This window comes from Streptomyces sp. NBC_01537 (genome assembly GCF_045040445.1).
Taxonomy (GTDB): Bacteria; Actinomycetota; Actinomycetes; order Streptomycetales; family Streptomycetaceae; genus Actinacidiphila.
In genome coordinates this window covers 9,111,185-9,122,782 of the sequence record NZ_CP109392.1, presented here as the reverse complement: position 1 = coordinate 9,122,782, position 11,598 = coordinate 9,111,185, and the positions used below count along the sequence as shown (strand labels likewise).

Genomic DNA, 11,598 nt, shown 5'->3' with positions numbered 1-11,598 from the left:
TCGGGCGTGGCCGCGCTGGTGCAGGTACGCACTGGCAGCGGCTTGACCCTCCAGTCTGGTACCACCTTCCCGGACTCTTTCAAGACGTCCTGAGACGTTCTGCGCTCCGTTGCCATTCGCGCCTTAGCCTGCTGGACATGGACCTCACTTCTTGGGCGCACGACCTGGCCAGGTCCCTGCTCGCCGAACCCCTGCCGCGTCGCTGGGTACATTCACAGGGTGTCGCTGCTAAGGCCCACACGCTGGCGCCGATCCTCGGTGACGATGCCGACCTACTCCAGGCTGCGGCGGTGCTGCACGACATCGGTTACGCGCCGCCGATCGCCACGACCGGGTTCCACCCGCTGGACGGCGCCCGCTACCTCCGGGATGAGACCAGCGCGGACCAGGCCTTGGTCCGTCTCGTCGCCAACCACTCCTGCGCTCTGCTCGAAGCCGAAGAGCGGGGTCTGCGCCACGAACTCCAGTCGGAGTTCCCGCTCCTGGACCGCCCCGATCTCATGGACGCGCTGATCTACTGCGACATGACCACCACCCCGAACGGGCAGCTGACCGGTGCGCCACAGCGCCTTGCGGAGATCAGATCCCGGTACGGCGGCGACAGCGTGGTCGGCCGGTTCATCCGGCGCGCTGCCCCTGACCTCCTCACTGCCGTGCGCAGCGTGGAACGCCGGATTGCCGCAGCCGCGTAGCCGAGACCTTCTCGGACTCAGTCGACGTGCGGGTACGCGCCGTCCAAGTAGTGGCCTATCTGACGGCGCATCGACGGATGGATGTCGAGCGAGTCGAGATCGGCGGGCAGTACCCAGCGCACTGCATCCGCTTCATCGTTGATCGTCGGCTTGCCGCCGACCGGTCGCCCGATGACGGTCACCTCGTACGCCTGCCGGATCTCGCCGTCCGAGTACGCCACCACATGGTCGGGCGGGGAGTACACGCCCAGCAGCCCGGTGGGCTCCGCGTCGATCCCGGTCTCTTCTTTGCACTCCCGGACCGAACACTGCGCCGGCGACTCCCCGATGTCCATCGCCCCGCCCGGCAGCGCCCACTGCCCGGTATCCCGGCGGCGCTGCAGGAGAATCGCCCCATCCTCAGGACGGGCCACCAACATGTTGCACGCCGGGATCAGGGTGTTGGCCTTCGGCGCGGCGGCGTCGTACCAGTACTCGGTGCGTCCCATCGCTCGGGCACGCTCCTCACATGGACTCAGGTGGCCTGGGCTTGGCAGTCTCCCAGACCGCATCGAAGCTTTCGGTGTAGTGGTTGAGCCAGCCCGCACTGCCCCCGTACGGGCAGCAAAGGAGGAATGCGACACAGCGAAATAAGTGATCTCCATCGGTATAACAGTCGGGCTGACGTCCCGTGCAACTTCGTGACGACGCCCGCTGGGGGACACAGCTGAGCTGTCAGCGCGCGTGGCGTTCATCCTCTTCCTGAACTTCGGCCAGGTGAACGAGAAAGAGCGACTGCAATTCTTCTGCGGGAGCGTCCGGAAGGACTACATCGGGCAGCTCCCACTCCATGCCCGCTTCGGTGTTGAAAGTGATCTCTGCTGTGTCAGGGACAATGCGCTGGCGAAGCCACTGGGCGAACTCGGCTGCGTGTGCGGCGGTGCAGTCTTTGATGGAGGCCCCCTGCGGGGTGGTCAGGGCGATACCTTCGAAGTCCTCGTCACCCAAGGTGATGCCGAAGGACAGGGAGGGCCCCCTCGGTCCGGGGCCCGGTTCGTCATCCCAGACCTTGATGAACTCGTCCGGGTTGCGCTCGCGCAGGGCCTCGGCGAAGGAATCGAGGGTCATGCCCCAGCCGCCGCCTTCGGGTGCGGTCAGGATGAACATCACGCGGATCTCTTCCAGCGGCGTGGGGGGCAGTGCCATGGTCATCTCCGGGTTGTGGGCCTGTGTGCTGTTGCTGGTTACGGCACGTAGCGGGCGTAGCCCTTGACGCCGTACGCGGCCATCATCGCGCGCCAGTACGCTACGGAATCCTGGTTGTCCGTGTCGATCTCGACCCCGCGCATTTCCTTGTTGCGGGGATCGGACATGGCGGCGGCGTACTTGCCGAGTTCCTCGCGGTCGTCTCTGTACAGGAAGTCCTTCTTGCCGGTCAGGTGGGACGTCCGGATCGCGTCAATGGTGCGCGGGCAGGTCCGCTGGTTGCGGACGTGCTTTGCTTCGATCGCCATGCCGTCCGTGGTGCGGAAGCCGTCCACCATCAAGGTGTTGTTCTTGGACAGGCCCGCCGGGAGCGGCACCTCTTTTTCTGGGTAGCCGGCCACTCGGTACTGGTAGTCCTTGTCCTCGGGCAGTCCGCCTGAGTAGCCCCCGTCGGTCAGACTGTCCAGCCAGGTGCTGAACCTCTTGCTGTCGGGCGCGGACAGCGGCGGGAACCGGGGGTCCGGGGGGACCGGGGGTGCGACGGGTTGCTTGTACCGGATGTTGGGGTTGGGGACGGTGTAGCCGGCGGGCACCATGATGGGCACCCGGATGATCGGCCCCAGGAAGGGCGGCACGGTCGTCCCCGCGGAGCCGTTGTCCTGCTGGGGGACCTTGATCCGGGCTTGGGAGCTGTCCAGGGCGTGGGGCACGTTGGCCAGGCGCAGGATGGTGGAGTCGCCGGCGACAAGGTCGCTGAGGCCACCGTCGTAACCGTTGCCGCCGAGCTCGGCCTTCTCCCACGGCCACAGGAACTCGCCGGTGAGAGGGTTCTCGTCCTTGGGTATCTGCCGCAGAGCGGTATCGATGTGGTCGGCATACTTCTCGCAGGCCGCCGACAACGCCCGGCAGGAGGCGTAGAGGTTGGGCAGCAGCGGCTCGTCCTCCTGCGGCTGTCCGGGTGGGTCGCCCTTGCCGACGAAGCGCTTGAAATAATCCTCGATGCCGTCCGCCGCCACGCCCTCGTGACCGAGGTTCGCCCGGCGCCAGTGGTCCTTGGCCTCGTGGAAGGCGATCTCCACGACACCGGCGGCCTTACGCCAAGTGGTGGAGACCGTACGGACCTTCCCCGGATTGCCGCGGTAGCGGTCGCCGAAGACGAACTGATCGACACCACTGGTCTCGCCCACCACCTCGGGCAGATCCTCGCCGTGATGGCTGGGCCGGGGCGAGCAGTCCTCATTCGACGGCTGCGCCGCGACACCAGTGTCGGAGGTGTCGCCGAGCAGCTGCGCGGCAGCGGCGCTCTCGGCCGCCATGTAGTTCTGGGCCGTGTCCAGCAGCCCCTTGGCGCCACTGCTCATCACGACGGACGCGTAATTGAGTTGGTCGACCACCGTGCGGGACGACTCCGTGTAGACGCTGGCGAAGGTCTGTCCCGCATCGTCGTCTCCGGCCATGGCGTGCTGCTCGGAGAGTTCGGCGACCAGCGCGGAGAGCATGTCGAAGATCAAGTCCCGCAGGCGCAACATCCCCCAGGAGGATTCCACCAGGTTCACCATCTCGACCCGGTACCCCAACTGCCCCTCCTGCACAGTGAATTAAGTCCTTGGACTCTACAGCCAGTGGGATGGTCCACGCTGGATACGGCGGGTAGGGGCAACGTCACGGCTACGGGATGACGTCGTCGCCCTCCGCTGACGCAGTGGCCGGAAGGACGGCAGGGTTGGCGCGATCAGGGGAGCGACGAACTGTCGACTCGCGAGAAGAGGGCCACTCGTGGGACTCAGCCATCGGGAGTGGCAGACGCTCACGCAGCTGGCGGCGTAGAGAAAGAACACCGCACACGGCTGGGCTGCGCAGGAGTCCGGCATCGACCAAAAGAGCATCGAGTCACTGCACCGACTTGGCCTGTGCGGCCTCGCCGACGACGTGGTCAGGGCCACCCTGGCCTCGCCCGACGCCGTGCCCTGGGCGGCCCGCCTCACCTGCGACGGCAACGATGTCCCGGTGTATGCCGCCGCCCGCAGCGCTGGGCTTCCGGAGGAGTAGCCCGTCGAGCCCAAGCGCGGCCACCAACCCGCCACGCTGCTCGCTGAAGCCGCCACCCGCCCCGAACTCGGCACCGCCGAATCGGTCAGCGACGTACTGGTGTGGCGGCTGCGGCGCACGGCCGATCTGCCGGCCGACACCTCCACCATGCCCCGACAGCAGCGCCACCACACGGTCCACCGCGAGCAACGGCCCGCGTGGCCGGGGACCGCCAGGACCAGCACGGCAAGGCCAGATGATTACAGAATTTGAGAGTTGCAGCAGGTCAGACACTCGGGGCACGCTCGTCGTAGCCCGCAGGACGAAGGAAAGGGAGACGGCATGTTCGACCGCATACGCGCCCGTAGAGAGCACCGCGCATCCCAGCGCGTGATGGACGAACTGCTTAAGTTCGCGTACCAAGAGCCGCCGGTACCCAACTACCCCGAGGCGGACCGCGCCAGCAGCCCGCTGGCCCCGGCAGTCCCGGTGGTGGAGGACTTTCTCCCGCCGGACCTGCGGCTGCCGACGCGTGAGGAGATCGCCGGGATGATGATGCGCTGGGACACCCCGCTCGTCATCGGCGGCGAGATCCGCGAATGCCCGCAGTGCGGCGCGTACCGGAACTGGGTGCTGCTCAGCGTCCGCGACCAGGTGTGGCTGCGCTGCCGCGCCGGCCACGAGACCCTGGAGCCGGCCCTGGACACCGCCTGGTACAACCGCGCCAGCGGCCCCATGGACCGCTGGCACCCAACCCTCGAAGACGGCCTCAAGCATCTCGGCCACTGAATCCCCTCGACCCCTGCTCCTGCCGAACCGGGCACCGTCCCCGTGTCGGCTCAGTCAGACCTGCCGCACCAACCCAGGGGTTTTGCATGCGCCTTCGCTCCACCACCGTCCTCGGCCTGACCGCCCTCACCGTGCTCACCCTGCCAGGCTGCTCCCACAGCCCCACCACCTCCACCGGGACCAATTCCTCCCAGGAAGCAGCACAGCCGACGCAAGGGACAGGCGGCACGAAGCCCACCACGCCCCTGTCCTCGGCCACGCTGCGCGAGCGGCTGCTGGAGACCACCGACCTCGGCACCGGCTACACCCGCACGCCGGAGCACGCCTCGGGCCACGACGACGTCACGGTGATCGACTGCCCCGCCCTGGCCAAGCTCGGCGGCGACGCCGCGACCGGCGGATCACTGGACTTCCCGCGCAGGGCGAAGGCTTCGTTCACCTACGCGGGCGGCAGCGACGCGCAACTGGCCGAGGAGTTGTACAGCGACACCGCAGCAAAGCTCTCGCAGGGCGTCGGCCGGATCTTCGACGCGATGGCCTCCTGCCCGGCCTACCAGGTGGTCGTGGGCAGCACGCCGATCGAAGTGACCACCGAGAAGGCAGCCGCTCCCCAGCTCGGCGACGAGCAGTGGAGCCAGCTGCTGACCTTCACCGTCGCCGGACGCAGCAGCGTGGTCAAGCAAACGGCCATCCGCAGGGGAACCCTCGTTGTGGTTGTCTCCGGATCGCCCGCGTCGTCTTCCCTGTTGGAACGACGTGTTGAGGCGGATTGAACAGGGGATGTGTGCCAAGCCGGCGTAAGTGGCCGCCGTCCCCGACGCGGCTGCTCAGTCTGGGATGTCGTCGCCCGACTGCCGCGCAGTGAGCCGTGCAAGCATCTCCCTGAACAACGAGTCGTAATGGTCTCCGTTGTAATGGTCCTCCAGGAAGCGATCTTGGGATTGGGGAGGGGGCCCATCGTAGGCCACCAGATAGGCAGCGCCACCGTCTTGATCTTTGTCTATGCTGGCCAGCGCACGTACCGCCTCCTCCCGAGGAACGAGCGGCAGGCTGGCGTCCTCGGCGAGGGTCCTGAGATGTTCCGCGCCTTCGCGTCGATGCCCCTCCAGCCCGGCCAACGCAAGCGCCGCCACCACACGCCTGTGGCCCCAGAGGGTGGCGTCCTGAGCAAGGAGACGTAGCTTGCTAGCACCTACGTCTTGGTACCCCTCCAGCCCGGCCAGGGCTCGGGCCGCCGCTACGCGCTGGCTGCCCAGGGCGGCGTCCTCGGCGAAGGTCCTGAGATGTTCCGCGCCTTCGCGTCGATGCCCCTCCAGCCCGGCCAACGCAAGCGCCGCCACCACACGCCTGTGGCCCCAGAGGGTGGCGTCCTGAGCAAGGAGACGTAGCTTGCTAGCACCTACGTCTTGGTACCCCTCCAGCCCGGCCAGGGCTCGGGCCGCCGCCAAGCGGTCGTCCCCCAGGGCGGCGTCCTCGGCGAGGGTCCTGAGATGTTCCGCGCCTTCGCGTCGATGCCCCTTCAGCCCGGCCAACGCAAGCGCCGCCACCACACGGAGGGGGCTTACCACCCGGGCAGTGCCCTCGGCTGCCGCTATCAGCCAAGGAACGGCGTCCTCTTGGTAGACCCCCATCCTGACCAGTTCAATCGCCGCCGTCACGCCGTGAGGATTAGAGGAGTTCGTGTCCTGAGTCATGAGATGAAACTGATTGGCAGCTTCGTCTCGGTACCCCTCCACATCGGCCAGTGCCTCCGCCGCCCTCATCCGGTCATACGAGTCCTTGGTAAACGCGATCAGACGGGCAGCGCCGTCGTCTCGATACCCCTCCACATCGGCCAGCGCACGAGCCGCCTCCACACGGTCAGAGCTGTGCAGAGTGGTGTCTTCGGTAAACGCGATCAGACGGGCAGCGCCGTCGTCTCGATACCCCTCCACATCGGCCAGCGCACGAGCCGCCTCCACACGGTCAGAGCCGTGCAGGGTGGCGTCCTCGATACGGAGACGGGCCTGTTGAGCAGCGCTGTCATCTCGATACCCATCCACGCCCGCCAGCGCACGGGCCGCCGCCACACGATGAGAGCTGTGCAGAGTGGTGTCTTCGGTAAACGCGATCAGACGGGCAGCGCCGTCGTCTCGATACCCCTCCACATCGGCCAGCGCACGAGCCGCCTCCACACGGCGGTCGCCGTTGAGGGTGGTGTCTTCGGTAAACGCGATCAGACGGGCAGCGCCGTCGTCTCGATACCCCTCCACATCGGCCAGCGCACGAGCCGCCGCCACACGGTCAGAGCCGTGCAGGTCGAGGTCCTCAGCAAACGCGATCAGAAAACCAGCACTGTCGTCTCTGTATGCATCCATCCCAGCCAAGGCCAGGGCGGCCTCCACACGGTGACGCACGCCGAAGGTTGTGTCCTGTGCGAAGAGGCGGAATTGTCTGGCAGCTACGTCTAGGTACCCCTCCATCCTGGCCAGTGCTCTGGCCGCCTCCACACGGTTGGAGCCGTGCAGGGTGGCGTCCTCAGCAAACCTGATCAGGCGAGATGTAATTGGTCCCGGGGGAAAACACGTTCCCAGCTCCACTTGGGTGGTGAGGAAAGAACAGACGGCCGAACTTGGGTACGCCGTGACTTCTTCCAAGAGTTGGACGGCTTGGGACGTTATTTGGTCCGATGGAGCCGTAAGCTTGTCGAGGAGAAACCCAAGGTAGGAGGGGTCCAGGTCCGGCGGATACCAGCGATTGCTGTCGGATTGGCGTGCGCGGGTGAATAGGTAGTAAAGCAAGTCGGTGCGGGCCTGCTGACTACGGGTGACATGGCGGGCTGCGTGGTATTCGAGGAGGGTCTGGTGAAGGAAGTCGAAGTCGTCCGCGCGCTGAGCCAGCAGGCCGGTGGGCCGCAGTAGATCGCCTAGGAAGTCGTTCCACAAGATTTGATTGACCTTGACCGGGCGGCTGACGTGCAGGTGTGAGGCGAGCACTTCGATAGCGGGGGCGGTGTTTCCGTTGATCCTTTCGTAGGCCAGATAGTCGATGAGTTCCAGCAGATGATCACGTACCTGTTGTGCGGCCTGCTCAGCATTCTGGTTATCTATGGGGATCTGGTGGCGATCCTTCAGGCGACGAATTGCCGCGTCATGGGTGCTCTTGATGTTCTTGTGAACGTTCTGTTCATAGATGAGCTGGACGAATTCCTGGTAAGCACCGGTTCGACCATCGGGCAGCGGGCGGACGGGATCAGCTGCGTAGAGCTGGCACAGCATAGTGGCCATTAGCGGAGTGCGGGCCAGGACATCCAGACGAGAGCGCTTAAGTCGATTAATGAAAACCTCGGCGTGGCGGCAAGGGTTGTTCAAACCGTGGAACCACTTGGTGGCGTAGGTGCGCAAGTCGTTCGGGGAAAAGGGCTGCAGTTCGAAACACGGCACGTGCATGCCGAGGCCCTGGAGTTCCCGAGCAGGCAGGGGGCGGGTTGCTATGACGAATCGGTACAGGCGGGGCTCGGCCGCAGCGATGTCGGTCACCATCTGCAGGATCGCGTGGCGGTCGTCAGAGCTGGGAATCTCGTCGAGGCCATCGATCAGTACCAACCAGGACGCCCCGGCGCGTGGGAAGCGCAGGAAGAGGTCCGCTGTCAGCTCCTCGAGCAGGGCGAACTGCTTGAGCTCACAGGTTGCGGCCTTGGCGACTGCGGCAGGCAACAGGTCCGTGGTGGCCAGGGAGTCGGCTCTCACCATGACCGACACTGTCTTGCCCGGCACATTGTCCAGCCAGCGGCTGGCCGATTCGGCCAGGTGGGCGCGCAGCAGGGTGGACTTGCCTGCACCGGGCCCGGCTACGAGCAGGCAGACACTGCTGTCGGCCTGGAAGACTTCCTCGGCAGGCAGCGCGGGACCGATGTGGCTCCTCGCCGGAACGGTGTCGTTCAGACCTCGGACTCTCTGCCCACCGGCTTCGTTGAGGTACGTCTGTTGTCGTACGTACACGTCGGCCAGCACGGGCAGATCTGTATCGCCTGGGATACCGGGATAGGGGTGCCGTCTGGCAGCCTTCCGCGCCGCCGTCAGGTACGCGGCTATCAGCGGTGTGTTGGCTTGCCCGACAGCAGTGCTTTTGCGGGCCTCATCCCACAGTTTCCTCCAAACCCTCCTTCTCGCTTCGGTGGGTTGCTCCTTGCTCCAGACCAGCATCACCTTTACCAAGGTCCACAGTCGCTCGAAGTTCTCCGGGGCGCTTCCTTTTGTGAACCACTCACCAACTGTCTGTTTCGTCAGCTTCGGCAGTTTCTGCTTCTCGAGGGCGAGGCTGGCTTTTCCGATGGCCGCCTGGCGCGAGTGCGCACCTCCAGAAGTGCAACCAGCGGCTTCCTCCAGCTCCTTCAAGGCCCTTCGTAGCGCGGTCCGGCCAGGGTGGTCGTTCCTCCGGGCCCTTGGCATCACGTGCCCCCGTCTGCCGCCTGAGGCGGCCTAGCTCCGCGCCCAACGTGTCCGGCACGTCCGGCAACGGACACCCCCCACAGCACCTGTGGCCTGCGGCGTTGGGGGGAAGCTGTCCGGGCAGTCCGGAAAGTACGGACGCGCCGCGTGCCATCGATGTCTGCTCGATTGTGCCCGCCCTGCTACGGGCGGCGCAGGGGAACGGCCCACGTAAAGGAGACGGTGTGATGGACCCTCAGCTGGCTCTGGTGCTTTCGGCAGCGGCAGTCGCCGCGGTGGTCATCGCGATCGCGGCAGTCGCGGCCATCCTGATCTCGCGGACGGCCCTGAAGGGCACCCACTCCCACGACCGCGCCGCGGTGCTCACCGCTCTTGCCGCGGTCATCCGAGCCCTGCGTGGCAAACGGTAAACCGGCGATGGAGCGGCATGTGGCGCAGTCCGCGCGAGGCTTGTGCTTCAGCTTCTTGCCCTCGCCGGGTCATGCGGGTTCGTTCTCCCTGAGGTTCGAAAGCCCTGGCCCCAGTCCGCACGGGGCGGCCGGGGCCAGAGGGATGAGCGAGGCGAGGCGGTCGGTGGTGGGCTCGGTGGTCATCTGCGGATCGCCTCCAGTGCCTGCGCGTCCAGGTCAGCGCGGCCCTCGGGGTCGTCGCCCCAGGCGTGGTCGTCGGCCTCCTGGTCGACGTCGTCGAACCCACCATGGACGGCGCAGACGATGTCCTCGCTGATGTCCAGCTCGCCGGTGAGCGCGCGGTGGAGGCAGCTGATGCTGTAGGCCGGCACCCACGCGGAGCCGCCGCACTCCGGGTCGAACGGGCAGGGCAGCAGGGCGTCGAAGCCGACGTCGCCCTCGCCGTCGACGTCGTTGCGCAGGGCGAGGGTGAGGTACTGCTGACCGAGGCGGATCTCCGCGACCCGGTCACCGCCCGCGACGGTCGAGCCGTTCTTCCTCCGCCACATGGGCAGGATCTCCGGGCCGAAGATGCGGCGGGGCAGGAGCATGTCGCCCAGGCCGTCGCCGCCGTCCAGTCCGAGGTCGGCGGTGCGGGCCTCGCTCAGGCGCTGCAGGAACGGCTTAAGCCGGTAGAGGCTTTCGGCGAACACGACCTGGGTGAAGCCCTCTCCCGCGAGGTTCTTGTGGGAGTAGACCATCGCCTTGTGCTGGGCGAGGACGGTGTCGTCGGGCACGGTCCGGTTGTCCGGGCGCGGGCCCTGGCGGTCGACGCACACCGCCGCTGGCGTCGCGACGATGATTGCGACGGCGGGCATGTTGTGGCGCTTGGCGGCGGCGACCAGCGGTTCCCTGGCCCTCCAGGACACGTTCGTCGCGTCGACGACTGTGTTCAGCCGCCGGGCCATCCTGCGGTCCACGAGCAGGTGCAGGAGGTCGACCGCGTCGCCGGTGGCCTCCTGGCACCCCGGACGAGATTCCCTGTTGAATCGGCGTGTTGAAGCGGATCGAGCGGGGGTGGATGCGTGCCGGGTTGGTGTACGTTCTGGGTGCCGAAAGACCGTCGGGTGGTGGGGGGTCGGGTGCCTGTTCTGGCCGGGTGGGAGGACCTGGCCGTACGTGAGGGTCGTGTCCGGATTCATCCGGGGGATCCGATCCTTCTTTCTCCGGACTACCGGATCGATGAGGCGCTGAGCGGGTACTTGTGCCGGTCGTCGTTCGCTCGTCTTGCGTCGGAGACGAAGCGGAACTACACGGACGACTACTGCTTGTTCTTCGATTTCCTGTGGGGTCACGGGAGGTGGTGGAGTGAGGCGTCGGCGGACGATCTGTGGGACTTCGAGGACTGGCGCACCCGGTCTCCGCGGAATCCGTACAGGGTTGGTGGGGCGCGGTGGAACCGGGGCCTGGCTGCGCTGGCGCGGCTGTATGAATGGGCGGTGCAGCGCGAGTACGTGCTGGTGAATCCGGTGCTGGTGAATCCGGTGCTGATGCGGTCGGTCGTCGGTCGGGCCGGCGAGGCCGTTCTGGTGCCGGCGGCCCGGGCGAAGAACGCGCGGACCAGCGAGGTGCGCTGGCTGACTCCGCGGGCGTTTCGTCGCTGGGTGGATGTGGGCTTGCACGGGTGCGGAGCGGACGGGCTGGCGGCGGCCGGGTCGGCGGGTCGGCTGGCCGATCGCAATGCCGCCTTCGCCGATCTGCTGTTCTCCTCCGGTATGCGGCTGACGGAGGGCGCCTCGCTGCTGACGGTGGAAGTGCCGCGTCTTCAGCTGGAGGGTGGTCGCTACTACGCGGGGCGCCTGGCCCGCGCGGTGACGAAGTCGAAGCGGGCACGCACGTTTTATGCCTCCTCTGGTTCGCACCGCGCGCAACGCGGCACTGGCCGCCCTCGCAGCCGACCTCCCCAGCCCGATCCTCGCCGACGTGACCGGCATGCACCGCCACACCGCACTCCGCTGGGTCGCCTACGCCCGACGCGACTGGGCCGAATACCTCGCCGCACGCGCCGAGACTCACACTGAGAAA

The 11,598-nt window shown here is 66.8% G+C and carries 10 protein-coding genes; 5 read left to right on the top strand and 5 right to left on the bottom strand.

Annotated elements, in window-relative coordinates:
• Positions 1–137: 137 nt before the first annotated feature.
• Complete coding sequence (locus OG607_RS41835) at positions 138–692, top strand: HD domain-containing protein (RefSeq protein WP_405735030.1); 555 nt, start codon at positions 138–140, stop codon at positions 690–692.
• A gap of 17 nt (positions 693–709) precedes the next feature.
• Here the strand turns inward: OG607_RS41835 and OG607_RS41830 are convergent, their stop codons facing one another.
• From OG607_RS41830 to OG607_RS41820, 3 genes are all read right to left on the bottom strand, one after another.
• The gene (locus tag OG607_RS41830) at positions 710–1,180 is read right to left on the bottom strand and encodes an NUDIX hydrolase (RefSeq protein ID WP_405735027.1); all 471 of its coding nucleotides are present in this window, start codon (positions 1,178–1,180) and stop codon (positions 710–712) included.
• A gap of 226 nt (positions 1,181–1,406) precedes the next feature.
• Positions 1,407–1,883: a hypothetical protein gene (locus OG607_RS41825; protein WP_405735025.1), complete on the bottom strand. Its 477-nt coding sequence runs from the start codon at positions 1,881–1,883 to the stop codon at positions 1,407–1,409.
• 32 nt (positions 1,884–1,915) lie between these two features.
• Entirely contained in the window at positions 1,916–3,454 is a 1,539-nt protein-coding gene (locus tag OG607_RS41820) for a restriction endonuclease fold toxin-2 domain-containing protein (protein WP_405735023.1), read from the bottom strand.
• A 793-nt stretch (positions 3,455–4,247) separates the two neighbouring features.
• On the opposite strand from OG607_RS41820, the gene OG607_RS41815 reads away from it, so the two are divergent.
• On the top strand, positions 4,248–4,694 hold the full coding sequence (locus tag OG607_RS41815) for a hypothetical protein (RefSeq protein WP_405735021.1): 447 nt from the start codon (positions 4,248–4,250) through the stop codon (positions 4,692–4,694).
• Between the two features lie 86 nt (positions 4,695–4,780).
• A complete protein-coding gene (locus OG607_RS41810; RefSeq protein ID WP_405735019.1) occupies positions 4,781–5,467 on the top strand; it encodes a hypothetical protein in 687 nt (228 codons plus the stop codon).
• Positions 5,468–5,521: 54 nt separating this feature from the next.
• Here the strand turns inward: OG607_RS41810 and OG607_RS41805 are convergent, their stop codons facing one another.
• The gene (locus OG607_RS41805; protein ID WP_405735017.1) at positions 5,522–9,070 is read right to left on the bottom strand and encodes an NACHT domain-containing protein; all 3,549 of its coding nucleotides are present in this window, start codon (positions 9,068–9,070) and stop codon (positions 5,522–5,524) included.
• A gap of 281 nt (positions 9,071–9,351) precedes the next feature.
• Here OG607_RS41805 and OG607_RS41800 point away from each other — a divergent pair, with 281 nt between their 5' ends.
• Positions 9,352–9,534: a hypothetical protein gene (locus tag OG607_RS41800; protein ID WP_405735015.1), complete on the top strand. Its 183-nt coding sequence runs from the start codon at positions 9,352–9,354 to the stop codon at positions 9,532–9,534.
• A 179-nt stretch (positions 9,535–9,713) separates the two neighbouring features.
• Here the strand turns inward: OG607_RS41800 and OG607_RS41795 are convergent, their stop codons facing one another.
• Positions 9,714–10,715, bottom strand: a complete 1,002-nt coding sequence (locus OG607_RS41795; protein WP_405735013.1) for an AAA family ATPase — start codon at positions 10,713–10,715, stop codon at positions 9,714–9,716.
• On the opposite strand from OG607_RS41795, the gene OG607_RS41790 reads away from it, so the two are divergent.
• Positions 10,656–11,594, top strand: a complete 939-nt coding sequence (locus tag OG607_RS41790; protein WP_405737521.1) for a site-specific integrase — start codon at positions 10,656–10,658, stop codon at positions 11,592–11,594. The two genes, OG607_RS41795 and OG607_RS41790, sit on opposite strands and share 60 nt — an antisense overlap.
• Positions 11,595–11,598: the final 4 nt, after the last annotated feature.

What these genes read in the sequence shown, in the direction of transcription:
- OG607_RS41830 (WP_405735027.1), bottom strand. Translation starts at nt 1,180, where the DNA reads ATGGGACGCACCGAGTACTGGTACGACGCCGCCGCGCCGAAGGCCAAC.
- OG607_RS41800 (WP_405735015.1), top strand. Translation starts at nt 9,352, where the DNA reads ATGGACCCTCAGCTGGCTCTGGTGCTTTCGGCAGCGGCAGTCGCCGCG.
- OG607_RS41825 (WP_405735025.1), bottom strand. Translation starts at nt 1,883, where the DNA reads ATGACCATGGCACTGCCCCCCACGCCGCTGGAAGAGATCCGCGTGATG.
- OG607_RS41835 (WP_405735030.1), top strand. Translation starts at nt 138, where the DNA reads ATGGACCTCACTTCTTGGGCGCACGACCTGGCCAGGTCCCTGCTCGCC.
- OG607_RS41810 (WP_405735019.1), top strand. Translation starts at nt 4,781, where the DNA reads ATGCGCCTTCGCTCCACCACCGTCCTCGGCCTGACCGCCCTCACCGTG.
- OG607_RS41815 (WP_405735021.1), top strand. Translation starts at nt 4,248, where the DNA reads ATGTTCGACCGCATACGCGCCCGTAGAGAGCACCGCGCATCCCAGCGC.
- OG607_RS41795 (WP_405735013.1), bottom strand. Translation starts at nt 10,715, where the DNA reads ATGAATCCGGACACGACCCTCACGTACGGCCAGGTCCTCCCACCCGGC.